20 protein-coding genes are annotated in these 23,899 nt (G+C 57.1%); 5 read left to right on the top strand and 15 right to left on the bottom strand.

Annotated features, from left to right (window positions below; genetic code table 11):
- Window positions 1–107: 107 nt before the first annotated feature.
- The 4 genes from AS89_RS0115130 to AS89_RS0115115 all read right to left on the bottom strand — a co-directional run bounded on the left by AS89_RS0115130 (window position 108) and on the right by AS89_RS0115115 (window position 4,883).
- Window positions 108–692, bottom strand: a complete 585-nt coding sequence (locus AS89_RS0115130; RefSeq protein WP_010133563.1) for a GbsR/MarR family transcriptional regulator — start codon at window positions 690–692, stop codon at window positions 108–110.
- A gap of 96 nt (window positions 693–788) precedes the next feature.
- The gene (locus tag AS89_RS18310) at window positions 789–1,727 is read right to left on the bottom strand and encodes a DUF1853 family protein (protein ID WP_010133562.1); all 939 of its coding nucleotides are present in this window, start codon (window positions 1,725–1,727) and stop codon (window positions 789–791) included.
- A gap of 65 nt (window positions 1,728–1,792) precedes the next feature.
- On the bottom strand, window positions 1,793–4,144 hold the full coding sequence (locus tag AS89_RS0115120) for an autotransporter family protein (protein ID WP_010133561.1): 2,352 nt from the start codon (window positions 4,142–4,144) through the stop codon (window positions 1,793–1,795).
- Complete coding sequence (locus AS89_RS0115115) at window positions 4,134–4,883, bottom strand: OmpW/AlkL family protein (protein ID WP_010133560.1); 750 nt, start codon at window positions 4,881–4,883, stop codon at window positions 4,134–4,136. The genes AS89_RS0115120 and AS89_RS0115115 overlap by 11 nt, the downstream gene beginning before the upstream one ends.
- Before the next feature lie 335 nt (window positions 4,884–5,218).
- Here AS89_RS0115115 and AS89_RS0115110 point away from each other — a divergent pair, with 335 nt between their 5' ends.
- Window positions 5,219–5,932, top strand: a complete 714-nt coding sequence (locus AS89_RS0115110) for a tRNA-uridine aminocarboxypropyltransferase (protein WP_010133559.1) — start codon at window positions 5,219–5,221, stop codon at window positions 5,930–5,932.
- A 38-nt stretch (window positions 5,933–5,970) separates the two neighbouring features.
- On the opposite strand, the gene AS89_RS0115105 is transcribed toward AS89_RS0115110, so the two are convergent.
- A complete protein-coding gene (locus AS89_RS0115105) occupies window positions 5,971–6,975 on the bottom strand; it encodes a CobW family GTP-binding protein (RefSeq protein ID WP_010133558.1) in 1,005 nt (334 codons plus the stop codon).
- A 94-nt stretch (window positions 6,976–7,069) separates the two neighbouring features.
- Window positions 7,070–7,468, bottom strand: coding sequence for a MerC domain-containing protein (locus AS89_RS0115100; RefSeq protein WP_010133557.1), 399 nt, complete (start codon window positions 7,466–7,468; stop codon window positions 7,070–7,072).
- 222 nt (window positions 7,469–7,690) lie between these two features.
- On the opposite strand from AS89_RS0115100, the gene AS89_RS0115095 reads away from it, so the two are divergent.
- Window positions 7,691–9,283 (top strand): arylsulfatase, encoded by a 1,593-nt coding sequence (locus tag AS89_RS0115095; protein WP_010133556.1) that lies wholly within the window; start codon window positions 7,691–7,693, stop codon window positions 9,281–9,283.
- A 37-nt stretch (window positions 9,284–9,320) separates the two neighbouring features.
- On the opposite strand, the gene AS89_RS0115090 is transcribed toward AS89_RS0115095, so the two are convergent.
- On the bottom strand, window positions 9,321–10,865 hold the full coding sequence (locus AS89_RS0115090; RefSeq protein ID WP_010133555.1) for a glutamate synthase-related protein: 1,545 nt from the start codon (window positions 10,863–10,865) through the stop codon (window positions 9,321–9,323).
- Window positions 10,866–11,159: 294 nt separating this feature from the next.
- Here AS89_RS0115090 and AS89_RS0115085 point away from each other — a divergent pair, with 294 nt between their 5' ends.
- Both AS89_RS0115085 and AS89_RS0115080 read left to right on the top strand, forming a co-directional pair.
- Entirely contained in the window at window positions 11,160–12,752 is a 1,593-nt protein-coding gene (locus tag AS89_RS0115085; RefSeq protein ID WP_010133554.1) for an MFS transporter, read from the top strand.
- 62 nt (window positions 12,753–12,814) lie between these two features.
- Complete coding sequence (locus tag AS89_RS0115080) at window positions 12,815–13,768, top strand: aldo/keto reductase (RefSeq protein ID WP_029250076.1); 954 nt, start codon at window positions 12,815–12,817, stop codon at window positions 13,766–13,768.
- A 2-nt stretch (window positions 13,769–13,770) separates the two neighbouring features.
- Here the strand turns inward: AS89_RS0115080 and AS89_RS0115075 are convergent, their stop codons facing one another.
- The 8 genes from AS89_RS0115075 to AS89_RS0115035 form a co-directional block, all read right to left on the bottom strand.
- Complete coding sequence (locus AS89_RS0115075) at window positions 13,771–15,423, bottom strand: M56 family metallopeptidase (protein ID WP_010133552.1); 1,653 nt, start codon at window positions 15,421–15,423, stop codon at window positions 13,771–13,773.
- Entirely contained in the window at window positions 15,416–15,787 is a 372-nt protein-coding gene (locus AS89_RS0115070; RefSeq protein WP_010133551.1) for a BlaI/MecI/CopY family transcriptional regulator, read from the bottom strand. Before AS89_RS0115070 ends, AS89_RS0115075 begins: the two co-directional genes overlap by 8 nt.
- A gap of 271 nt (window positions 15,788–16,058) precedes the next feature.
- Window positions 16,059–16,823 (bottom strand): SDR family NAD(P)-dependent oxidoreductase, encoded by a 765-nt coding sequence (locus AS89_RS0115060; protein ID WP_010133549.1) that lies wholly within the window; start codon window positions 16,821–16,823, stop codon window positions 16,059–16,061.
- A 199-nt stretch (window positions 16,824–17,022) separates the two neighbouring features.
- Window positions 17,023–17,904 (bottom strand): hypothetical protein, encoded by an 882-nt coding sequence (locus AS89_RS0115055; RefSeq protein WP_010133548.1) that lies wholly within the window; start codon window positions 17,902–17,904, stop codon window positions 17,023–17,025.
- Window positions 17,901–20,483, bottom strand: coding sequence for a fimbria/pilus outer membrane usher protein (locus AS89_RS0115050; protein ID WP_010133547.1), 2,583 nt, complete (start codon window positions 20,481–20,483; stop codon window positions 17,901–17,903). The genes AS89_RS0115055 and AS89_RS0115050 overlap by 4 nt, the downstream gene beginning before the upstream one ends.
- Window positions 20,483–21,169 (bottom strand): fimbrial biogenesis chaperone, encoded by a 687-nt coding sequence (locus AS89_RS0115045; RefSeq protein WP_010133546.1) that lies wholly within the window; start codon window positions 21,167–21,169, stop codon window positions 20,483–20,485. Before AS89_RS0115045 ends, AS89_RS0115050 begins: the two co-directional genes overlap by 1 nt.
- Window position 21,170: 1 nt before the next feature.
- On the bottom strand, window positions 21,171–21,848 hold the full coding sequence (locus tag AS89_RS0115040; protein ID WP_010133545.1) for a fimbria/pilus periplasmic chaperone: 678 nt from the start codon (window positions 21,846–21,848) through the stop codon (window positions 21,171–21,173).
- An 88-nt stretch (window positions 21,849–21,936) separates the two neighbouring features.
- Window positions 21,937–22,398 carry a hypothetical protein gene (locus tag AS89_RS0115035; RefSeq protein ID WP_010133544.1) on the bottom strand — a complete coding sequence of 154 codons (462 nt, stop codon included), beginning with the start codon at window positions 22,396–22,398 and terminating at the stop codon, window positions 21,937–21,939.
- Between the two features lie 351 nt (window positions 22,399–22,749).
- Between AS89_RS0115035 and AS89_RS0115030 the strand changes: the two genes are divergently transcribed.
- The gene (locus AS89_RS0115030; protein ID WP_138976419.1) at window positions 22,750–23,895 is read left to right on the top strand and encodes a C45 family autoproteolytic acyltransferase/hydolase; all 1,146 of its coding nucleotides are present in this window, start codon (window positions 22,750–22,752) and stop codon (window positions 23,893–23,895) included.
- Window positions 23,896–23,899 lie beyond the last annotated feature (4 nt).

Below are 23,899 nucleotides of genomic sequence, written 5' to 3'. Positions count from 1 at the left end.
TCAGAAGAGCAACCACGACCGGTGTGGCCGCGGTTTGAAACAGCAAGCGGCGATGTTTAGTCCGGTGCCGCAAGCCCGGATAGCGTGCACTGGCAAGCTCGGCGAAACTACGTGCGCGACGTACCTTTTTTACTGCCAGAACCTTTACTAACAGAACCGGTGGCCTTGGCCTTCAAGTCCAGTAACTTGTTGAGCCCAGACCCGAGCTTCATCAGCTTGAGCAGGTCCTTTTCATCCAGCTTGCTCAGGGTATTGGCAAACTGATCAAGCATTTCCAGCAGGCTGTACACTTCCTGGATTTTCTTCTGGGCTACGGTTTCCTGTTCGTCCCGCGGCTCGGTGAGCAACAATTGGCGCAGCAGAGTGAGGGTTGGGTCTAACTCACGCTTGCGGCGCTCCTCAAATACTGTGCGCGCCAGATCCCAGATACTGCCAGCGGCGGTGAAGTAATCTTTGCGGTCGCCGGGCTGGTGGTGCAGCTCGATCAGTCGCCAGGCCTGCAACTCTTTCAGGCCCATGCTGACATTGCCGCGGCTGATCTTCAGCGCCTCTGCCAACTGGTCCGCATTCATTGGCCCGTTGTTGATGGTAAGCAGGGCAAACATCTGGCCGACGGTACGGTTAAACCCCCAGCGACTGCCCATTTCCCCAAAATGTAATACGAAGGCTTGCGCCTGACTGGAAAGTTTCATTAATTTTGATTTCTTCTTAACTTTCAGAAATTTCTGAAAATTGTAAATGGTTGTTGATCTATGTCAAGCGGGATCGCTTTTGCCGGTGCCCGGCGATCAGGTGTGAGCGGCTGTGGAGTTCAGGGCGCGCGCATGCCAGTCGGCGGGAACCAGAAAACCGCGTTGTCGCTCCCCGTCCGGCGACACGCGGCACACGCAGATGGGGCCACGCGCTAATAGTGCTTCAGAGATTTCAGGCGCGACGGGCGCAGCTGGGGGCAAGGAAACCCCTGTCGGCTGACAGGGCGCCAGCCAGCATGGCTTGGGTAGCTGATACCAGGCGGCGGAACTGCCCGTAGAGTCTGCAGGAGAGTCGTTGTGCAAGGGGGCGAAGGCCTGGAAGGTGGCGAAGGCCTGGAAGGTCGCGAGGTCGGCCCACCAGTAATCTTCCGGGGGGTGGCCACATGCGGCGAATGACGCCAGAGGCCGGAACAGGCGGCCGGGCATGAGGGCCCACTGGCGGTCGAGCTGGATACCGCGGGCACCCAGCACCGCACTGGCGGTGTCACTGAGGGCGATTGGCAGCTGGTGGTCGTGCATGCGCTGCAGTTTGATATCGAGACGATCCTTGAGCCCGGGGCCGACCCAAAGGTGGTCAATCTGCAGATAGAACTTGAGCGCTAGCTCCCAGTGTTCCACTGCGCTATCCGGGTGATGGCGCACAACGAAGTCCAGCTCGCCCAGGGTCTTACCTTGTGCGCGAATGGGAAGGTTACGGGCCAGCAGTGTGTAGTCCGGGTGATGGGTAAAGGCAAAGGCCCAGAGCTGCTCGAAGTAAATACCCAGGCGACGGCTGGTGCCTTGCTGCAGCGCTTGCAGCAGCAGACCTTCAAGCTGTGCGCGCACGCCGGGGCCTGAGAAGTATTCCGCCAGTGCTTGCCGTCGTGCCGGTGGCAGCCACGGCAGTGGGAATTCCGGTGCGATGTCGTCCGCACCCAGCATCCACAGAAAGTTTTCCCAGTGATCCGGGGCGGCAATAGGCAGAAGGTCGCTCATGGGGCGAGTATAGGGAATTCGGCGGGCGCTCGATACGTGCGCACTCGGGATTCAATGGGAGGCGGTTACCACTTGTAGCGGAAGCCGAGGGTTAGCTGCACGCTGTAACTGTCTCCCAGGTTATTCAGGCTGGTCGCGTAGTCCAGTTCACCATAAACCGAGCAGCCGTCACCGCACTCATCGTAGGTAAAGCCCGCGCCAAGTTGTCCCCACCACTGGTCCCGTTCCTGAAACAGTGCGGTGCCGGATACGTTCACTGCGGTCTGGTCGTCAAAATAGAAATAGGTATTGGCGATGGCGTAAAAGCCGATACGTTCCAGCAGCAGGTTGCCATACATATTGCGGTTTATCCGCTGACTCAGGCGTTGCTCGAATGCGACGCCCAGTCGGGCAAAGCCCCCCTGGTTTTCCGCATCTGTCATGCTGGCACCGTAGGGGTCCTGGTTATCGTCAATGTCTTCCGCGGTGAACGCGAGCTGCAGTTGTGGGGTGAGGGAGTAGAAGTCACACAGTTTGAAACTGTGCCCGCCTTCGACGGAAAAGTTAAACCCGACGGCATCATTATCTCGGCCCAGGTACCAGAGCTCGGTGGAATACAGGTCTGAATCAAACCAGTTGAACTGCGCCTGTATATCGGCGTAACTGCCCTGGCTGCCATGCCAGGTCAGGGATGTACCTACACCGAAGTAATCGGTATCGATATCGCCGTGGCCAAAGAAGCTGTCCAGCTCGGTACTGCCACTACCGTACTGGGCAAAAACCCCGAGCATCATGCGGCCATAGTAGACCGCAGGATCGAAGGAGAAGTCGCTACCGATTTGTACCTGGCCGAAATCCTGCTGCCACTCGGCGTGCGCGGTCGACTCTTCTGGCGCATTGTCGTTGTATTCGGTATTCACGCGCATCCACCAGCCGCCACCATCGATGGTGCGTTCTACCGCTTCGCCATAGCAGCAGGTACCGCGGTCCCGGAAGCTGGTGCCGGCCCAGAAGCGATTGCCCACACGTTTGCGCAACGTGGTCGGCGTGTTCATACGGCGAATGGACTGGGCATAGGTTTCGTAGAGCACGGCGCCCGGTTGCCAGCGCGGGATCAAATTGCCACTGCCATTGAACGGATCGCTGATGGTCGAGCGCAGGAACCAGGTATCGTTGCTCCCTCCATCGATACCGCCGCGATGCAATGTGTAACCGTAGGCGCCGCCAACGATCGCCGGGCGCCCGTCGAGTCCGGTGTAGTCCGGGGCGAGGCGAAACGCGCTCTGCGGGTTGCTCCCCCCAACCTGGATGATGGGGATACCGTTGCCGGCGGTGAGGGCACCATTTCCGCCCCGGTTGAAGATGCTGACGAAGGTGCGCCCGCTCGCATCGCCCGCGATGGAGAGAAAATCGCTCGGCGCATTGTCGCCGGCAAGTTGCGTATCCATCCACAGGCGCCCATCGCGACCGTGATAGGAACCAAAGCGTCCATCGTCGTGGGTGGCAATATTGAGCTGGTTGAACGCGCCGCTTTCCAGATCCAGCGTGCCGGCATTTTGCACATCGCCAAAAATGGAAAACTCTGCATCGGTCGGTTCGAGAATGCCGCCGAAACGAATATCCAGACCCAGTGATTCACGCCCGCTACGGCCGCCACCAACAGTCAGGTTGTTGAACATGCGAAGCTTCGAGCTGCCATTGATAATCAGGTTTTCCCAATTCAGCAGCTTGCTGCCATCCAGCAAATGGTCGAGCTTGAAGCGCAGGGTATCGATATCGCCATCGTCTGCGGTGGCATCATCACCGCCATCGAGTATGGTGTCTTCCTCATCATAGGCGCGTGCATCGATTTCCACATAATCCGATCCGCTACCGCCGAGGAAGTGGTTGATAAGACCCTCATCGTAATAAAACGTATCGTCGCCTGCGCCCATGTCTGCGGTTTCGAATATGAAACCACCGTCGAGTAACAGCGCATCGTCGCCGGCACCCGCGTCCAGGCGAAAAACCAAGCCGTCGTAGATCTCAACGCGGTCGTCCCCACTGCCGGTATCCAGGCCTCCGCTAAAAAAATTGCCGATCCGCGATTCGCGATTTTCCACCGTCACCGTATCGTGGCCATCGCCGGTGAACAGATTGGTATCGACCACCGCACCATTGACGTTGATCTGGTCGCTGCCGGTACCGGCGTCGGCGATACCAATGGTGCCACCATCGAGGTTGAGCACATCGTCGCCGCCGAGCGCATTGACGTCGGCACCGGCGGCATCATTGTCAGTGTCGCAGAGAATGGTATCCGGGCCTTCGGTGCCGATATTGCCCGGTGTGCAATCGGCGCTGGCAGGCATTGGTAACAGCAGTAAGGCACTCAGCCCTGCTACCCAGCATACAACGGTAGTCAGGCAGGTGGTGCCAATAGACCGGGTGTCAGAACTCATAGGTGACGCCCAGGTTGAATGTCCACGGGTCGGTGTTGAAGTCCGAATAGAGTCGTTCGTGGCCGAGTGTTATGGGGAAGGTCACCTCCGCATCGACACTGGAGTCGACGTAAATCACCGCGGCGTTGATAAGCCAGGAGCGCATCTTGCCCCACCCCAGCCGCCAATCCACGCCCAGTTGTGCCGTGGCCCCCCAGGAGTGGCCAACGCCGAAGTACCCGGGGCCTGTCGCCATGCCGCGATTGATCAGGTAGTTCTGAAATTCCGGGTACAGATGGTCGTCATGGTAATCGGAGTAGTTCACGCCGATGCCCAGGTAGGGTTGCCCCAGGCAATCCAGGTCTGTCATATACCAGTTTACGAACAGGTTGGTAGAAGAAAGGCTGAATCGCCCAAACTGAATGTTGTCGCGGCCAGGGCGTGCGCGAAAGTTTTGCAGGGACAGCGGGTGGCCGGAGTCACCAACATGCATGAGCTCCACACCGAGGTAGGGCAGTGGCCGCCATACACCGGAAATGTTCCAGGTGGTTTCGTCGTCGGTTTCCCAGGTGGTGCGGTAGAGCTCCCAATCCTGGAACAGGTAGTACTTCAGTGAGGTATGGCTGTCATCGGGGTGTACCGAGCTGGCACCGACACGCAGGTAAAACCGGGTGAGGTCGACATCGGAAACAGGAATCTGGGCAGTTGCAAAAATTGGGAACAAAATTGCCAGACAAGCGGCCAGCCTGAGTCTTTTCATGGTTAACTCCATGTCACACCGGTTGATGCAGGCGATCTGGTTATCGTGATGGATCGCACGCCGGGTCCTGATAAATCTTCGGGCCTGTTTGTGTTTAGGTGGCCCAGCAAGCAGCGCACGCACGCTGTCCTTGAATAAGAGAGCTGCGCGAGAGCATTGTTAAGAGCAACACTAAAAGTAGCAGGACGTGAGGAAGTTGCCGGGGTGTTCGTCGCGGACGAAATCGCTGACCGTTGAGTAACAAATGGCGCTGGGACATGCGCGGAACCAACGTGTAGAATCTCGCCGTTTCCCGTTACGGAAAAGTGACAGCAATTCCGCTCACTGCGAAGTTTATGAACTCCAATAGCTATACCCGCCTGCGCGACCAGGAACTGGCAAAATCCACTAAACCTTTCCAGGCCAAAGGCAAAAGCGTCAAGCGTTGCCCTGAGTGCCAGATGGGCGAGTTTGCGTGTATGTGTGCGTGGCGTCCACGGGCGCAAAGTGATTTGGATTTCGTGTTGCTGATGCACCGCAAGGAGCTGTTCAAGCCCACCAATACCGGGCGCCTGATCGTGGATGTGTTCCCCGATACGCCGGCTTTCCTGTGGAACAGGCTGGAGGCGCCAGTAGAGCTAAAGCAGCTGCTGCAGGATCCAGCGCGCAACTGCTTTGTGGTTTTCCCCGCAGATGGCACAGAAAACTGTTCCCGCGAAGTGGTGCACAGCGTGCCGGCGAGCGATAAAAAGACCACTTTGATTATTCTCGACGGCACCTGGAAGCAGTGCAGTCGTATGATCGGCCTCAGCCGTTGGCTGGATGAGGTCCCGTGTCTGAGCCTGCCGGAAACCCTGGTGCGTTCCTACTCGGTGCGCGACTCCGGCAAAAGCCATCGTTTTTCCACCGCCGAGGCCGCGATCAGTTGCCTAATGCTGGCGGGTGAGGAACAGCCAGCGCTGACACTGCAGCATTACTTCAGGGTGTTCAACCAGCATTACCTGGCCACGCGGGGTTGTTGCTTACCGGAGATTGGTGAGAGCCACCGGTTTTTGGATGCAGCTACCTGAACATTGCGCTGCTCAAGGAGCATCTGCCAGCGCGCTGATTAGGCGTTAGACAGCCGGCATTGCATCAGCTGCGCTTCCCACTCCTCTTCCAACTGTTGCGCAATGATTTCGATACGGCTTTCGGCACAGTCATCGAGTTCAACTTCGGTGAGTGTGTCCGGAGTCAGGTTGTAGCCGAGCACGCCTTCGTCGGTGATAAACACCGCTTTCATGCGCTCCACGGTCAGACCACTCAAGAAATTGAACAGCTTTTTCTGGTTGAATACGATATCCGGGGCAAAGCGCCATCCAATGCTCTGATAGTTTTCACCCTGATTTACTGCCTTGAGGAAACCCGCCTGCGGAATTTCTTCTTCCTGCTGTGCGGAGGGTGTGCCATGGCTTTGATGGTGGTGCGGGGAGACGCGCGTGATGGTAGCGCCCGCGAGAATGGAAAAATCTACCTGGCCCTGTTCGGCAAAAAGCACCTCGGTTGCATTTGGGCTGTGCGCTTTGACGTAATCGCGCAGTGCCGCCTTTTCCTTGTCACCGTAGAGATCCTGCTTATTGCCGACCACTATGTCCGCAATCGCGATTTGCTGATTGAAGGTCTGGTGGCTGGTGTAGCGTTCATCCGCCAGCTTGCGCGCATCCACTAGGGTGAGAATCTTTTGAATGGAGAGCACGTCTCTGTAATGCTCGGCAGAGAGTGTCTCCAAGACCTCAATCGGGTGGCCGAGGCCGGTGGGTTCAATAAGCAGGCGATCGGGCTTGGCGCGAGTGAGCAGCTGGTTCAGGGCAATTTGCATGGGCAGGCCCGCGGCACAACACATGCAGCCCCCGGGCACTTCGCGAATAAATACCCCGTCCTCTTCCCGGTGGGTGCCCTGGAACAGGCTGCCGTCGATTCCAATCTCCCCGAATTCATTCACCAGTACCGCCCAGCGCTCATTGGCGGGTTTACTCTTCAGCAGGTGCAGAATGGAGGAGGTTTTTCCAGCGCCCAGGAACCCCGTAATGATGTTGGTTGGAACGGCAGAAATCTGTGTCTTGTCGGCGCCCATGCAGTATTCCCTCGCAAAATGCAGTTACCCATACGCAAGTACAAGAGTCATGGGTGGCTGTTGAAATGTGACGTGCGCCTGTTGAGTGTGCGCTTTAGTGGCAGTCGCAGTTGCTGTGTTGTTGCTGGCAGCGGCGATAATTCTGCAGGTGGGCAATGGCGAGCAATGTGGCGCCAGCCAAGGTGAGCCCCTTTTCTGCGAGTTCACCGGCTTCCTCACCCAAGACGAGGGCGAGGAGGAGCAATGCCAACCCGGCCACGCCCATGGCGGCGAATCGAAACTGCTTGTGGCTTTTACACCCCATGGCCAGTGCAAAAATGCTGGTCGGAAGGACGGCCGCAACCATCCACTGGTGAAACTGTTCGCCAGCAATGGTGAGCGTGGCGATGCTCGGCACCAGCAGGATGAGCAATGGCAGCAGCAGACAGTGTGCCGCACACAGGATAGACAGGCTGATGGCTGCCTTATCGGTAGTTGGTTGGAGTGTATTCATGTTGTGCTGCGTATGGTTGGTCAGGCGGCGCCCAAGTGTATCTCACAAGAATGTTGCATCATAACATTATTGGCGCAGCAGGGTGAAATTCGGTGCCGTGACCAGGCAGTGCCAGGCGGTGGTCGGCTGCGGAACCCAATCACCGGAGTGTGAAAGAAACTAGACTGAGGGGTGGGATTTTATTTTTGTTGCTGTCATTTTGCGTAGAGGGATGCCACGAAAATGCAGAGAGTTGTCTCGTTCGCACTCGGTTTATGTGCATTCAGCCTGCTGTTTTCGCACAGCAGCGTTGCGGAAAAAAGCGTATTTGACCTGAGTGTGGTGGAGCGCAAGAACTTCGAACCCGCTATTCCCCGGCCCCAGCAGGAGGCGCTGGCCGCCAAGAAGCTGGCGTCGTTTGAGCAGCGCGCCGGACAGAAGCCCAATATCCTTATATTTCTTGTGGATGATATGGGCTGGGGAGACCCCGGGGCCTTTGGCGGCGGGGTCGCGATTGGTGCACCAACGCCGAATATCGACAAGCTGGCGCGCGAAGGCCTTAAATTAACCTCGATGTATTCCCAGCCAACGTGCACCTCCTCGCGCGCCGCGCTGATGACCGGGCGGTTGCCGGTTCGCAGTGGCCTGGTGCGCCCGATACTTACCGGCGATGTTGTCACTAAGAACCCGTGGCGAATCGAGCAGTCCAGCGGCAAGATGCTCACCTCTGCCGGCTACAAGACGGCGGTTATTGGCAAGTGGCATATTGGCGAAGCCGAAGGGATGCTGCCGCATGAGGTTGGCTTCGATTACTTCTACGGATTGCCGTCGGTGCAGTCGGATTACACCCAATTCCTGTTGAAGCGGCAGTATTCGGACATGATCAATAATCCGGAGCTGAGCAAATTAGCATTTACCCTGCGCCCGGAGGGGTTGATCGAGGGTGAAAAGGGTGGTCGGCGCAAGGTGGCATACCCCATCAACACGATCGACGACATGCGCAAGGTGGACCAGGTATTGCGCGATCAGTCGATTAAGTTTTTGCAGGACGCGAAAGCAAAAGGCACGCCGTTCTATCTGGTGCACTCATTCTCCAAGATTCACAACGATTCCCTGGTGGCGCCGGAATATATTGGCAAAAGTCCCGCGGCCATGCCGGTGCGCGATGCGATGGTCGAGGTCGACGATATTGTGGGCGAGATCATGCAGGCGCTGGAGGAGAATGGTCAGCTGGAAAATACGATTGTGTATTTCACCTCCGACAATGGTGCCAATGAGGACGTGTGGCCGGACTCCGGCTATCACCCCTGGCGCGGTGGCAAGGGCACCACTTGGGAGGGCGGCGTGAGAGTGCCGGGCATTGTGTTCTGGAAAGGCATGATTGAACCCGGGCAGGTCAGCAATGAGCTGGTGGATCTCATGGATATTTATATGACCTCCCTGCGCATGGCCGGTGTGCTGGATAATTTACCCAACGACCTCTACTTTGATGGCATTGACCAGACGGCATTTTTCCTTGCGCCCAATGGCCACTCGCGGCGACAGGTCGTGTATATGTGGAACCGTTACGACTTCTGCGCACTGCGCTGGCGCGACTACAAAGTGCACTTCAAGGTTTTCGATGTGAAGGTGCCGCGAAGAAATCTCGACGCTGCGGTGCTGTCTGATGTGGGAACCGCGCTCTGGGTATTCAACCTCAATGTCGACCCCAAGGAAATGTCGAGTACCGGGCACCAGTTCTTCGAGTGGGGGATGCCACAGGCGGTCAAGTTTTCCAAACAGCACCAGGCAACCATGAAAGAGTACCGCAACACGGATATCGGCCTGGGGCTGTAGACCTGGATTTGTGGATTTAGGATTGTGGGCCTGGTTTTTAGGGATGTGGGCTTAGCAGCCCTGCATAGGCCACCCCGGAGAGCAGGGCCATTTCCCGGTTCCAGGTGGTGAGGTCGGCGGGGTTAAAGGCATTCAGGTTGTGGTGGCCGCACGCGCGGGCCATTACCTGCATGAGTTCGACCGAGGCCTCGAAAAAGTTGCACAACTGCTTGGCCGACTTTTCCACATTCAAGCGTTGGCGCAGGTCTGCCTTTTGTGTCGCGATACCGGCGGGGCAGTTGTTGGTATTGCAAATGCGCGCAGCGACACAGCCGATGGACTGCATGGCGCTGTTGGCAATGGCCACGCCATCGGCGCCCAGCGCCAGTGCCTTTACAAAGTCCATGGGAACGCGCAGGCCCCCGGTAATGATTAGGGTGACGTCACCACTGACTCCTTTTTCGTCGAGGAAGCGTCGTGCACGTGCCAGAGCGGGGATGGTGGGCACACTGATATGGTCGCGAAACATCGCGGGTGCAGCGCCGGTACCACCACCACGCCCGTCCAGAATGATGTAGTCAGCACCCGCATCCAGTGCAAACTGCATATCGTCTTCGATGTGGTTGGCGCTCAGTTTGAACCCGATCGGTATGCCGTCGGTAATGTCCCGAACGCGATCGGCAAAGCGCTTGAAGTCATCGACGGTATGCAGGTCTTCGAACGAGGGGGGAGACACCGCAGGCTCTCCTTCTGGAATACCGCGCACCTGGGAAATCTTGCCTACGTTTTTCGCTCCCGGCAGATGACCGCCGGTGCCTGTCTTGGCACCCTGGCCGCCTTTGAAGTGGAAGGCCTGTACCTTGAGCAGTTTCGATTCCTCAAAGCCAAACTTGGCACTGGCGAGCTCGTAAAAATATCGGGAGTTGGCTTCCTGTTCCTCCGGCAGCATCCCACCCTCACCAGAGCAGATACCGGTGCCTGCCATCTCGGCACCTTTCGCCAGCGCGACCTTGGCTTCTTCCGACAGGGCGCCGAAGCTCATGTCGGACACAAATAGCGGTATTTTCAGCTTGAGCGGTTTGTTGGCACGGGGACCGATGACCAGCTCCGTGCCGACGGTGGCGTCCTCCTGCAGTGGCTTTGTGGCCATCTGCGCCGCGAGCATTTGAATGTCGTCCCAGTGTGGCAACTGGTGGCGCGGTATACCCATCGCGGTCATGGGGCCATGATGGCCCATTTGCGACAGGCCCTCGCGTGCGAGCTGGTGAATAAATTCTACGGTGGGCTCTTCTTTGGTGGCCTTTGCGGTGGGGCCGCCATCATTATCCTGACGGACGCCCGGTCCCTCCTTACCCAGCATTTCATCGGAAAATTGTTTGTGGGTGCCATCGCAGTAGGGAAGGTTTGCTGAATGCTTGCATTGGCAAAGGTAGGCCTCCCCGCTTTCCTCGGGCACAAACAGCTTTGGCTCCATTCCAGTGCCAGCGTGGGAGCCATCACAAAATGGCTGGTTACCGGACTTTCCGCATACACAGAAAAAGTATTCTTTGCCCTGCTCAAGGGTGACTTTGCTGGGCTTATTATTGGCAATGATAGGGTTCATCAGTGGGTGTATCCGATTGCTTGGTCAGGAGAAGATTGTAGTTATACACATGGTGGTCACTTTTTGGATTGCTGGGTGGCCTGAAAGTCGCTTTCGTGATGTTTTGCGCGCCATTTTCGCCCGCAGCCAGGTTGTTCTAAACCGTTGGCGGTAGGCCAGCGTTTATCGCAACAACTACGCTTCAATTTTCTGGTTGCACGATGTCGCTGCGGTAACAGCGTATCTGGTGTGCTTCGGGTCAGCGTTGGCTGAGCGAAACACTGGCGTGTGGATCGATTGACACAAGGAGACAATGTGAGCGCAGAAACCTCCGTACCGGATGAGCATTCAACGCGCGGTATGTGGGTCGTACTTGCCATGACGGCGATGTGTATGACCGTGGTCGCGTACAACACGACGGCGATCACTACGGTCATCCCCATGCTGCGCAAAGACCTGGATCTTACGCCCAGTGAGGTACAGGGGGTCATGGCGGTGTATATGGTTGCCACATCGTCACTGATGCCAATCATGGGGCGCTGTGCTGATCTATTTGGCCGGGTGCGTATTTTTGTGCTCGGTATGCTGACCTTCGCCTGTGGTTCGCTGCTGGTCGCTATCGCGACCGATGGTGTCGAGCTATTGCTCGGGCGCATGCTGCAGGGGTTTGGGGCTTCATCCCTGTTTGGTACCTCTCTGTCCCTGCTGACATCCGCTACCCCACCGAAAAACCGGCCAGTAGTGGTTGGCGTCTGGGGTGCGATGATCGCGCTGGGTATGAGCCTGGGGCCGATTATCGGCGGCGCACTGGGGCAGTATCTGAGCTGGCGCTGGATCTTTTACATGGACCTCGCGGTGCTGGGGTTAGCGTTGATCCTGGTGCGCATTGTCTCGCGCAACGGGTACGTGCCGGTGTCCCAGAAACTGCATAAATCACTGGATGTTCTCGGTGGCCTGCTACTGATTTTGACTCTGGCGCCGATTGCCTATGGCCTCTCGAACAGCTCCCTCGCTGGGTGGTCGAGCCCAGTCACACTGGTATCCATCGGGATTGGAGTAGCCTCGGGTATTGCCTTCTGGTGGCGTGAGCAGCACTGCCAGAGCCCCCTGTTACACCTCGACTACTTTCGTCACCCGCGCTTCAAAATGGCAACCCTGGGCATTTTTATTGCGGGCTTTAACCTGCTTGGTTTCTTTATTTTTTACAATTTGTTCGTGCAGTCCCCCGCGGCGTTCGGACTGAGTCCGGTGGAGGCTGGAGCCGCGGTGTTGCCGATGACCGCAGTCATGCTGGTCTTTTCCATTTGGGGACCGAAGATACTGGGCCCTTACAGTTACCGCTGGCCAATTACGATTGGCATGCTGTGTCTCGCCTTGAGCGGCATCTTACTATCCACCGTCTCCAACGAGTCCACATACCGCGACACCTGGTGGATGTTACTGGTGACCGGTGTCGGATTTGGGCTCACTATTCCGCTCCTGCCTCGCATTGGCTTGCGCCTGTGTGCAGAGGAGCACACAGGGCAGGCGTCGGGCATGGTGAATGCCTGCTTAACGTTTGGCGCATCAGTGGGTTCCGTCGTCGCCGGTGCCGCACACGTCGCATCGATACGCAAACATCTGGAGACCGTTCTCCACGCCCTGCCGGTCAAGTCGGAGCAGCGGCACGAACTGGCCCAGGCGCTCGCCAATGGTTCCAACAGCGACATATTGACCAAGCTCGGCACCTTAAAGCCTGAGACCAGCCGCGCACTACAACAGGCCCTGCGCGATGTGCAGGATGACGCATTTAGCGCGGCCATGCTGACCTGCTCTGTGGTTTCCATTATCGGGGCAATTATTGCGGTGTACTTGATGCGTGGCCCGGTGCCGGAAGAGGGCAGTGCCAAGGCGCTGTTGCGGCATTAGTTTATTGATAACCGCCCATCGAGGGCTGTTCCGTTGAGGGCCATTTCATAGAGAGGCATGCCATGTCGACGAATCGAGAAATAGGCAAGACCGGGCTGACGGTGCCGCCCATCTGTTTTGGCTCGACAGGCCTTGGAAGTATCCCCGACCTGTACGGCTATGAGGTGGATGAAGGCCGTGCGCTGGACACGATCCGTGCGATCCTCGAGCGCCCGGACGGCTTTATCGACACCGCTCGTGTTTATGCAATGGGACGCAGTGAGGAGCGCATCGGCAAGGTGGTCAGTGGGCTGGGTGGGTGGCCAGAGGGGCGGGTCCTTGCCACCAAACTGGATATGGACGCTAAGAGTCGAGTGTTCGACGGGCAGCAGGCGCGTCGCTCATTTGAACAGAGCTTGGAAGCACTGTGCGTCGATCGCGTGGATATCCTGTATCTACACGATGTCGAGTATGCCGCGGACTTAGCTGATGTCACCCGCGAAGGTGGCGCGCTGGATGTATTGTTCAAACTCAAAGAGGAGGGGCTGGCTACTGCTGTTGGACTCGCCGCGGGCAATATCGACGTGATGATGCCGATCGTGCGCGAGCGGGATTTCGACGTAGTACTCACCCATAACCGACATACGCTGGTAAACCACAATGCGGCACCACTGATTGAACTGGCCAAGTCAAAAGGTATCTCCGTGTTGAATGCGGCGCCGTTTGGGGGTGGGATCCTGTCAAAGGGCAGTGCGGTGCAGAGTCACTATGCATACCGCGCCGCCGATGCCGACACCCTGGCGCTGGTGCGCGCCGCCGAGGAAATCTGTGTCCGTCACGATGTGCCGCTGGGTGCCGTCGCTTTGCAAACTTCGCTGCATGACAGTGACATTACCTCAACCGTATGCGGCGTAACTTGGCCCGAACATGTGCGCCAGGTATACGAGTGGGCCGCTTGGCCCATACCCGAAAACGTTTGGGATGCGCTGAGTAAACTTCAGCGCATCGATCGCAACCCTGAGGCGGTGGCGAGCTAACTTCAGGTGCCGGGGTTTGCGTTGGATTTCTTTAACTTGGTGCGATCAATACCCTTGTCATAATTCGCAGGTTCCCAGAAGAGGGTGACCCTTACATTATCGACCTGCCGCCCCGTATTGTTTCGAAATACGATCAAGTCATCGGCCTCGCTTTGTGCGATCGTGCGGAATGCTTCTTTGTATTCGTCCGGTGCATCCACTCGGATTACCCGGGCGTTAACACCGATACCGGACTCTCTTACGTCCATTTCAACAACTGCAGTTGCAGTAATGCCCAATTCCTCCAACCCCTGCGGGTAGGACGGGAAGTGATTTTTCGTGGTGGAGAGCTGCGGCTTTCCAGAGAGTGCAATTTCGCTGGCCGATGTTGGAATGGAATGAGGCAGCAGGTGAATGATTCTATGTGGCATTCTCTCCCGTGCTTGCTGGAGTGCTATGTCTGATGCGCCGACGCCGGCAAGATGAAAGCGGAAAACGCGCTCCGCCCGATTCAGGTTGGTATTTTCGTTCACAAATGGCAGGCGCTTTAAATACTGGGTTGCCGATTCGATAAATGCCTGTTCATGCCCGCCGGATGTCACAGTTTGCAGTACATTGATCGAAGATACTTCGCCGTCTACGACATCGAATTGCAAGTGGACTTCACCCTGCACGCCCTCGTAAAAAGCGGCGCGTGGATACTGGGAATATACCAGCTCGGCATCTTTTAGATTCAGGGTGATTGGCGAATTCGCGGAAACCTGCCCCCAGAGTAAGGCCAGGGACAGCATAAAGGCACCGGCCCCTCCGGCTAAAATTCGCGCTGCCTTTGATGGTTTAAATGCATTTTTCAAACGATTAATCCGCTTAATCATGGTCACTTTATCTCCATAGTGTGATTGGATTGCCCAAAAACCATTCCAGTGCTCGTAAGACTGCACCATAGCCTTGGAATATTGGATTTTTTTGTCTTTGTTTGCCCCTAATAAAACCTCTTCGTCACAAGCGCATTCCTGGGTCAAGCGGAACCTCAGGTAAGCGAACCAAACGACAGGGTTGAACCAGAAGGTGATGACAAGAATCAGTGCGCATAGATTCCATAGGTTGTCATAGCGTTTTGCATGCACAAGTTCATGTGCAAAAACGTAATCCAGCTGATTGGCGGTATAGCTTTTCTTGAAATCTTTGGGGAGTATGATCTCGGGACTGAAAATACCTTTCAGAATCGGACCTCTCACTTTTTGCGAGATATAAAAAACACCGTCGGGTAGGCGTTCATAGAACTGGGTATCAAGGATCGGCTTTTTCGGCAGCGTAAATAATTTTGCCAAGCCAACAATGAGCGCTGCGATAAGAAGGGAGGCACCAGCTAGCCACACATAGCCAACGAAGTTTCTATTGGTTGCGGTAATAACCTGCTGGTTTTGCAAGCCGCTCACGGCCTCTAAGGTGCTGACTACTGGTGCATGGATCACTGGCGTTGCTTCTAAAGCGGGTCGCCAACTGTCGAGTGAAATTGAAGGCAGGTTGGCAGCCAGCAGGGCGACGGGAACGAGCGCGTACAGGCGGTAGGTAAATCGCGAACCCATACGCTTTGCCAGGGCGAGATCGCTGAGCCAAATGACGAGAAGTACAAAGGTGAGTACTTCCTGCTGCGCTAGGACCCAGTTAATCATTATCTTTTTCCCATTGCTTGATAATGTCTTTGAGCTCTTCGATGTCCGACTTTTTCAAGTCTCCACCTTTTACGAAACCGGATACGAGCATGGACAGCTGGCCACCGAACAGCCGGTTAACCAGTTTTCTGCCCTGTTTGACCTGATACTCTTCACGCTCAAAGCAGGGAGAATAAAAATAGGTTCTATCTCGCTGCTCGTAGCGGATGGCTCCTTTCTTGGCCAGGCGGCTGAGCAGGGTTTTCACCGTGCGCTCTTGCCAGTCTTTGCGCGAGAGCAGGCGCTGGTATATTTCCCGGGCGTTCGCTGGTGCCCCGCTCCATAGCGCTTCCATCACCTCATACTCTGCTTCGGTAATCTCCATAGCCTTCATCCTTTATGTGTCGACTACATCTGTAGTCTTGATGACTACAAATGTAGTCTATCGAGCTGCACTTGGAAACGCCACTTATGAAATATAAAAATGATTTTATATTCGATTTGCGAATATCGAGGTGTCTGAGTCAGGAGGTCGACACGTTGCAAACGGGCACGCGGGCACGCGGGCAAGCGGGCAAGCGGGTAAGCGGGCATCGATTTATTGCCCTGAAACTGCTTGCTCAGGGCTTTGTGGAGTGCGGCCAGGACGGGTATCGCTAGTTCGGTTTTAAGGGATACTTAAAGTTCTCAAACCCGTCCGAGGCGTACACTGTGGTGCCGTTGATGCAGTTGGCGGCGTCGCTGGCGAGAAAGGCGATTACGTCTGCGATCTCTTCCGGCTTGGTGAATGCATCGCGCATTTGCTCGTGCCGGATGTGCTCCCACAGGCCCAGGTCTTTGTACTGGTGAAGCATCGGCGTATCCACGCGACCGGGCGCTACGGCACATACGCGGATTTTTTGCGGCCCGTACTCCAGGGCGGCACATTTGGTCATCATATCCACGGCGGCTTTACTCACGTTGTAAGTAAAGCTCAGCTCCGAGGCCATGGTGCCGTAGACCGAGGACGTATTGATGATGACGCCGCCTGTGCCTTGTTTTTGCATCGCCTTGCCGGCGGCCAGAATACCGTGGTAGACACCTTTTTGATTGACCGCCGTGATCGCGTCGAAGTCTTTGTCCGGGTCGTGTTCAAGTAGCGGCTTCGGGAATGCAATACCGGCGTTATTGATGACGATATTTACCTGGCCGAACCGGTCGACAGCATGCGCAATCATTGCTTCGACATCGGAGTACTTGGTGACATCTGCCGTTATCGTGGTCACCTCATCACCATAGTCGGCCTGGAGTGCATCAAGCTGTTCGCGCGAGAGATCTACGGCAACGACCCGGGCGCCCTCCTCGACCAGCTTCCTCACAATGTACTGGCCGATACCGCCGCATACGCCGGTGGCCACGGCAACTTTTCCCTGTAAGCGCATAAATAGCTCCTGATAGCGGGTTTGCTTATCAGGGTAGGTGGTTGGTGTGTGTACTCGGTTATTCGAGCGCCATTTATGGCGGGATGGGTAGAGTAGGGGACTCGTGAACAGAAGGAAAAAGAGAGAAGAGAGAAAGAAGAGAGAAGAAATCCGGGGGCGATGTTGAAATCTACACGCCCCGGGAAAACTGAAAAACGAATCAATCGAGAATGGTGACTGTCACGCGGAGGGTATCGCGGTATTCACCGGCCCTGCGGTTACTGGTATCGCCAATCTTGACCAACACCTTGGAAACCCGCTGTCCGGAGTCGGGCAGGTCATAGCGTTGGTTGCTGCCACTGTTGCTCAACAGCAGTAATTGATTGTCGAGCCAGGCACTGTAAGGAATTTTCCCAAGTTCACTCTGCTCATTGGTGTGTTGTAGGAAACCGCCGTTTTCCGATTCCACGGCCAGGTTGTACGCACTGTTGGCATTGACCGAAAGAAGTGCGGTCAGGGCTTTGTCTTTTCTCAGCTCACCAAAGTTCAGCCCCGCGGCACGGCCTGTGCGCGACTGGCTGTTGCCTGCGAGCTTGAGGTCTGCCTCGGGCATCACCGACGCATTGACGGAGAAATCCAGCTCATTCACGTTGCGGCCGCTTTCATAGAGTCGCAGGGCAAAGGTGTTGCGATACTGGCCGGGGCGCAGTACCTGTTGCGCGCGCAGCTGCGTCGTGAGCACCGCTTCGAGGAATTCGCCGTTGGGCACAAAGCTCACCGCGCGGGATTCGGTACCGGAGGCGGGCAGCCGCTGGCCGCGTGCATTCAGGAAGGTGATCCCGAGATCACCGCCCGGGCCTTGCAGGCTTGAGCGCGCATTCCCGGCGATGCCGACACCGAGATTGCACTGTCCACTGGTTTTCACACGCAACCGCAGCACGCCGTTCTGTTGGCGATCGCGAAACGGAAAATAGGTGAGCGCGGTGGGCTGCTGTAGCTCGACCTCTTTGATGTCACATGCGCCTGCTTGCGCGTATGTGGGCTGAGCAGGCAGGAACAGGCAAAGCACAGCCAAGACACTGAAGAAATGTGGCCTGATCATAGTTTGGTTTGCTCCTGCACATTGCCCAGCTCGGTGACACCGACGGCAGTTTCTTCGATGTTAAACGGGATCTGCATGTCCCCCAGGGCGGGGAACTTCAGCACGTAGGCGCCCGGTGCCAGGGCTTGGGCAACGAATCGGCCCTGGCGGTTGGTAAAGGTGCTGACCGGTGCAAACTCGCGGCCATCGCGGGGATAGATGTAGCCGACCGCCATGGGGACCGGTTGCCCCCGGTGATCCAGCGCGACGCCCATTGCCGTGATAGAGGCGTCGGACCCCACGGTATAGGTCACTCCGGAGCGGTAGAACGGCAGGGCGCTGGCTTCGATGTCGCCCACGTCATATCCATGGGGTGGTTCTTCCGCTTGCCAGAGCACGCGGCGTGGCAGGTAACTTTCAACGCGCGGCACAATGGCCGGGCCCCAGTCATCCGCGATGGCGGTGGCACCGCCGTCGCGGTCATCAATCAGGATGCGGGTGTCTGCCAGTGTTGGATGGCGGCGCACCATGACAAAGGCATCTTCAATCGGGCGCCCGAATGCGGTGTAGCCATCGGCATAGGCGAGGCTGGTGGCGAAGCGGCCGCGGGTGACATGTGCACTGCTCAGGGCCGGATCCGAGAATTCGGTAAAGCTGTGGTCGGCGCCGGCGATAAAGCGGTTACCGTGATAGGTGACGTCGGCATCGGCACGGTAGTTATCGAGCTCCGAGCGCACCGCAAAACCGCCAGACCAGTCATCGACCTGATCGCGGGCGAAGCGGCCCCAGGTGACTTCGCCCAAATCGCGCTGTGTGTCCCACTGAGCCGACGACAGGCTGCGGCGCCCAATGGGCAGGGAAAAGCGCATTACCATTCGGTTGTCGTTTTCCACACCCGTTTCGCGCTCGATACGCAGCGTGGTGCTGAGTGCGCCAAAGCGGCGACTGAAATCGATACTCGCCGCGCGCTCTTCCGGGGCGCTCGCGCTGAACGGCTCCGCGTAGCGCAGGCTTGCGCTCACATACGTATTGAACAGGGTGGGGGCTGAGTAGCGCGCGCGCCATTCTTTGCCGTAGCGTTCTGTTGGCGCGCCCTGGGCGAGGGAGTAGAAGTTGTCGCTGCGATTCACGGCGACCACGTCCAGTTCATGCGGGCGGAATTGTTCGATGCCAAATGCTTTGCCCGGGAAAAAGTCGAAGGACCAGCGCAGCGATGAGGCATAGCCGCGGCCATACACGTCGGAATCACTTTGGCTCAGGTTGCTGGAGAATATGCCCGCAGGCGTGGCGAGAGTCGTCTCAGCACCAACAATTTGTGCGTCGCGCGTGCCCTGCAGGCTGGCGCCGAGGGTGAGGTTGTCACTGATGCCGTAGCGATAAAAACCAGAGAGCAGTGGCAGGTCGTAATCGTAATCGAGTTCGCCCTCCGGTGAGGTCTGGCGCTGGTAGCCGAGGTTGACGGAAAACTCGGAAAGCCCCTGTGAGAGCTGCGCAGGGTCCGCAAACAGCGAGAAGTTTACCCGTCGCTGCTCACCGGAGGCATCGGTAATCACGAGCTCTACTTCGTTGACCCCGGTATTGAAAGCAAAGTCGCTCAACTGGTAGCGGCCCGGGTCTACCTGCAGCGTGCGCTGGAACAACCCGTTCACATAAACATCCACCGAGGAGCGCTGATTGACGGCCACCGTGCGTGAACCGGTGGGAGTGATGTTACGCAGCGGCTGAATGTCCTGGTAGGCACGCTCGACAGAAACCCCGAGTAGCTGCGGAGATGACTGAAAGTCGGTTGCGCGGTAAAAAATATCGCCCAGTGAGTAGCGAATTGCGCGGCTGATATCGTCGTGCAGTAAGCGCACATCGCCGCGCTGCCAGCGGCTGTCTTGAAACGCGGAGTCGTAGCGCGCGGCACCCTCGAGGATCACCCGCGGAGACTCCATCAACACCAGCGCGCCGTCGATCTCGGTCTGCATCGCCTCGCGCTTCTGGAGTTGATTGTCATCTTGCCAGCGGTATTCCGGGGTCAGGCTGAAGTTGAGGTACGCGGAGCGGCCGGGCAGGTCTACGCCATCCAGCGCGTCGTAATCCAGAGTGTATTCCCGCACCGCCAGTGTCTGTGCAAGGCGCTGGTCGTCTAGCAGGTTGAACTCCAGTGACAGGCGGCTGAGGTCAAAGACAACGTCGATTCCCAGCTCGCGCAACACCTCGATGCGGATATCTGATTCAGTATTTGATTCGGCATCTAATGCGAAAATTTGCGCGACTACTTGGGGGTCAAAGTGCTCCCGCGCGAAGGTTTCCAGTTGCGTGCGATCAAAGGAGACCGGGTCGCTGCCAGCGATGGCGGTCAGCAGCGTGCCGGCACTTATGCCATTCACCGAGGCTGGCAGGCTGATTTGGAAATCTGGCGTTGGCACAGGAGTCTGCACCGGTGCCGGCCGCACTTCGAGCGTGGTTTCACTAGCCGCTGCAGTTTGCGTAACAGACGGTCCCTGGTGGGTTTGCGTATCGGTTTCCGCCTGTGCCTGCCCGGTAAACGGGAGCGCAAGCGCCAGTGCGCTGAGCAGGGGGGTGAGTGATCCAGCGGGGAACAAGCTCTTCATTACTCCTCTCCCTTTCGCGCGTGCGCAATACGTAGTGATGAAAGTTGCGAGGTAGGTAGCCCGAGATCTGCCACTGGCAACGAAACTGTTTCACCGGGCAGGAGCGCATCGCGGTTCAACAGGCGAGCGATGGTAATGCCATCGGTACTGGTGTTTTCTGCTTCCAGGCGATAGTGGCTGAGGCGTGCAAAGCGTGCGCCTGTATTACTGAGCTGGATTGTCGCTGGGGATTCGCCGGGTGTAGCGACCAGGGTGGCTTCGCCACCGTGAAACACATGCAGCGGCATTTTGAATGTGGTCAGCAGGTTGATTTGCCCCGCATCGTCGCTGTCGCGCGTACGCAGGTTCAGCTCTTCAATCACCAGGTAGTAAGACTGGCTTTGTTGCGGTTGCTGTGTGCCATGCCAGCGTACCCGTACCTGCCGGGTGTCGCCGGGTTGCAGCAGCAGTTGCGGTGGTGAAACCGAAAACGGGGTCTGTGCTTTTTCTGCGTCTTGCGCAGTGCGGTATGGGCGCACACTCAGTTCCAGTGCCTGAGCCGCTGGGTGAGTCGCGGTCAGGGTGAGGACCGCTTCGTTGCCCTCGCGCAAATCCAGGTCGAGGCGTGTCGGGCTCACCGACTGGCCGTGGACAAGCGAGGGTAGCAGGATGGCGCTCGAGAGCAGCGCCGCGAGAAGTCGCCGCACGTTACTTTTCCTGCAGTAAGGGCTGGGCGCGCAGCTCGGGAATGGTAAAGGTGCGCTTGCCTCCAGGTGGCAGCAAAGTGCGACCTGCGGCCTTGGCCAGCTGGAACCCGCTCAGGTTGATTTTGTCGAGGCGCAGGCTCAAATCATCGATATACACAAATTCATCCCCGCCATTGGAAAGCGTCACCGAGGTGCCGTCTTCCAGCACTTCATGGTCGCTCACGACAACTTTGGGAGAAAACTGTTCTGCAGTTACATGGATAGACGCACCGATGCGGAACAGTGTCTTCACGCCGGAGTGGGTCGGCTGTTCAATTTTCAGCGGCTGCTCGCTGGCGTACAGGGTGAATGACTTGGATTGGTCCAGTGCGCCGCCGGCCCATTGGATGCGAATGGATTGGGCCTGGCCGGGCTGTACCACCACTTGTGGTGGGAAGACGATAAAGCGGTCGTCCGAGGGCGTCGCCAGTTCTGAACCATCTTCGTTAATGGTGCGTTCGGCCACTTCAAAGATGACCGGCAGCGCGGTATCGCGTGGATTGCGCAACACCAGTGTCGCGCCACCGGCATCAACCGGCATGCTCAGGACCGTTACCGACGGCTCAAGCGTATAGGCGTGAGCGCTACCCGATAAGTACAGGAACAAGAACAGAAACAGGTTGCACAGTTTCAGCTTCATTGTGTCAATTCCCAAGCGATGCCAGTAAAGAGATTGCTTCGGCCTCACCCGGTAACCAGGCGGGGCCGAAGGGGAGCAGTTGTGACTCTTAGTTCGGAGTCACAGTTGCAGTGATGGTGTCGGTGTAAGTGCCCGCTACGGTTGCAGCGCTTACCAGGGTGACGCTCATGGAGCGGGTCTGGGCACCATTGGCGACCGCTGGCCAGTTGCCGACAACGGCGGGGGAGCTCAGTGCTGCGTTGTTCAGCAGGCCGCCAGAAACGCTGAAGGTGTAGGGTACAGTGTTGCTGCCGCTCACCAGCGCGCCATTGTTGGCGGAGCTGAAGGTTACGGTCAGGGTGCCACCGTAGTTACATACCGGGCTCAGGGACTCGGAGCCCTGCTTTTCGGTAGAGGTCATGTCCAGCGCGTCGAAGGGGCCATTGATATAGGCGGAGACGTCGCAGGACTTCGGCAGCACGCCGGACAGCGGGATCTGGATGGAGTCTGCAGCCATGGCGGAGGTGGAGGCCAGTGCCAGCAGGGCGGTAGATGCAATGATGGATTTCATTTCGGGGTTCCTTGGAGTTATCCGTGGTAGATCGGTCAGATTTCGAACTTGTTAAAATTGGACGGGCGTGTGCCGATTCGCATTTAGTGTGTGACGCCTGTCACATTTTGTGGGGGCGATTGTATTGCGTCGAATTGGTGCGGCGCAATACAGATCGCGCGAATTTGGCGGAAATTACGCTAACTATTGAGGAAATTTGCTGAGGTTTTGCTAGGTAGCCCATGTGGATGGGTTTTGCCTAAAAAATGAGCGTGTGCCCTCACGCTTGCGCTGCCGGGATGCCACTTGGCCAGAGGGAGCGAGTCTAGACTGAAACAGGTGAATGAAACGGGCTGCATGAAGGGGGCATCAGTGCAACTACTGTACAGCTTTGGCGCGGGCAAACTGTTTGAGAGCAATGGCTTCCTGATCCCGGTGCTCTCTGGCGGTTCCCATGACATGGGGGTGCAATACGGCGCCCTGATGGTGGACGCCATGCAAAAAACCTGGGACGTACTGGTGCAGCCGCAGCTGGATTCGGGAGCGCTCACGCAAGAAGAAATCCAGCGTTGGGCGCGACGCGCCTACATCTCCTGCTCAACGCGCAACCGCCAGTGGTACGACGGTGTTGCCGAAGGTTCATCCTGGCCGACGGAGCAAGTCTGTATGCTCGATCAGGTGATGGAATATGGCATCTTCCAGTCCAAGTGCCATTCCTTCGCCGGTTGTACCTCGATCCTGTCCTGGGGCAAACATTCTGCCAACGGGAATATGGTTATCGGGCGCAACATGGACTGGAGCGAAACCTTCAATGAATTTCCGCAGGTGTTGACCGTGCGCAAACCCACCGATGGTTCCTATCGCTTTGCTGCGCTTGGCTGGCCCGGCATGTATTGTCCGTTTACCGTGATAAACGAACACGGCGTGTATCTTGATGTGCACGATGGCACGAGTATGGGCGGCTCTGTGGTTTATGTGGAGCGACCTTCCATTCTCAACGAGCTGACGGACATGATGAGTGAGGCGCACACACTGTCGAGTCTAGTCATGCGCCTGAACGGCATCCTGACCAGCACCTCCATGATCCTGACCCTCGGTGATGAACACCGTGGCGTGTCCATGGAGTGTTCTTCCCTCGGTGGTAATCGTCTGCGTGCACCCGATGGGCATTCACTGGTTGTGGTGAATTCATTTATGGGCGAGCACTGGGGGCTGGGCAAGCGCGAGACGGTGAGTAACTCGCTGCGCCGTTTTGCGAACATGACCGAGCGCTTGAACGAGAATGCCGGCGCGATGGATGCAGACAAGGTGCGCGAACTAATGGACCTGCGCCTGTTCAATGACGATGGCACTTTCGCGACTAATGGTGGGTCGACCAAACCGATCAAGCAGGATGCCGATTTAACCACCCACCAAATGGTCACCGATGTTGCCCAGCGCACCCTGTGGCTGAAAGTGCCAGTGCCCGATTACTTCAGCGACTGGACCGCCATCGACCTGAAACAGTTATGGAATTGAACGT

This window comes from Microbulbifer agarilyticus S89 (assembly GCF_000220505.1).
GTDB classification, from domain to species: domain Bacteria; phylum Pseudomonadota; class Gammaproteobacteria; order Pseudomonadales; family Cellvibrionaceae; genus Microbulbifer; species Microbulbifer agarilyticus_B.
Note: the sequence above shows the minus strand (reverse complement) of the source record. Positions and strands in the feature narration are given on the sequence as shown.

Bases quoted from the DNA above. Each gene is read 5' to 3' on its own strand.
- AS89_RS0115130 (WP_010133563.1), bottom strand. From the start codon at position 692: ATGAAACTTTCCAGTCAGGCGCAAGCCTTCGTATTACATTTTGGGGAA.
- AS89_RS18310 (WP_010133562.1), bottom strand. From the start codon at position 1,727: ATGAGCGACCTTCTGCCTATTGCCGCCCCGGATCACTGGGAAAACTTT.
- AS89_RS0115120 (WP_010133561.1), bottom strand. From the start codon at position 4,144: ATGAGTTCTGACACCCGGTCTATTGGCACCACCTGCCTGACTACCGTT.
- AS89_RS0115115 (WP_010133560.1), bottom strand. From the start codon at position 4,883: ATGAAAAGACTCAGGCTGGCCGCTTGTCTGGCAATTTTGTTCCCAATT.
- AS89_RS0115110 (WP_010133559.1), top strand. From the start codon at position 5,219: ATGAACTCCAATAGCTATACCCGCCTGCGCGACCAGGAACTGGCAAAA.
- AS89_RS0115105 (WP_010133558.1), bottom strand. From the start codon at position 6,975: ATGGGCGCCGACAAGACACAGATTTCTGCCGTTCCAACCAACATCATT.
- AS89_RS0115100 (WP_010133557.1), bottom strand. From the start codon at position 7,468: ATGAATACACTCCAACCAACTACCGATAAGGCAGCCATCAGCCTGTCT.
- AS89_RS0115095 (WP_010133556.1), top strand. From the start codon at position 7,691: ATGCAGAGAGTTGTCTCGTTCGCACTCGGTTTATGTGCATTCAGCCTG.
- AS89_RS0115090 (WP_010133555.1), bottom strand. From the start codon at position 10,865: ATGAACCCTATCATTGCCAATAATAAGCCCAGCAAAGTCACCCTTGAG.
- AS89_RS0115080 (WP_029250076.1), top strand. From the start codon at position 12,815: ATGTCGACGAATCGAGAAATAGGCAAGACCGGGCTGACGGTGCCGCCC.
- AS89_RS0115075 (WP_010133552.1), bottom strand. From the start codon at position 15,423: ATGATTAACTGGGTCCTAGCGCAGCAGGAAGTACTCACCTTTGTACTT.
- AS89_RS0115070 (WP_010133551.1), bottom strand. From the start codon at position 15,787: ATGGAGATTACCGAAGCAGAGTATGAGGTGATGGAAGCGCTATGGAGC.
- AS89_RS0115060 (WP_010133549.1), bottom strand. From the start codon at position 16,823: ATGCGCTTACAGGGAAAAGTTGCCGTGGCCACCGGCGTATGCGGCGGT.
- AS89_RS0115055 (WP_010133548.1), bottom strand. From the start codon at position 17,904: ATGATCAGGCCACATTTCTTCAGTGTCTTGGCTGTGCTTTGCCTGTTC.
- AS89_RS0115050 (WP_010133547.1), bottom strand. From the start codon at position 20,483: ATGAAGAGCTTGTTCCCCGCTGGATCACTCACCCCCCTGCTCAGCGCA.
- AS89_RS0115040 (WP_010133545.1), bottom strand. From the start codon at position 21,848: ATGAAGCTGAAACTGTGCAACCTGTTTCTGTTCTTGTTCCTGTACTTA.
- AS89_RS0115035 (WP_010133544.1), bottom strand. From the start codon at position 22,398: ATGAAATCCATCATTGCATCTACCGCCCTGCTGGCACTGGCCTCCACC.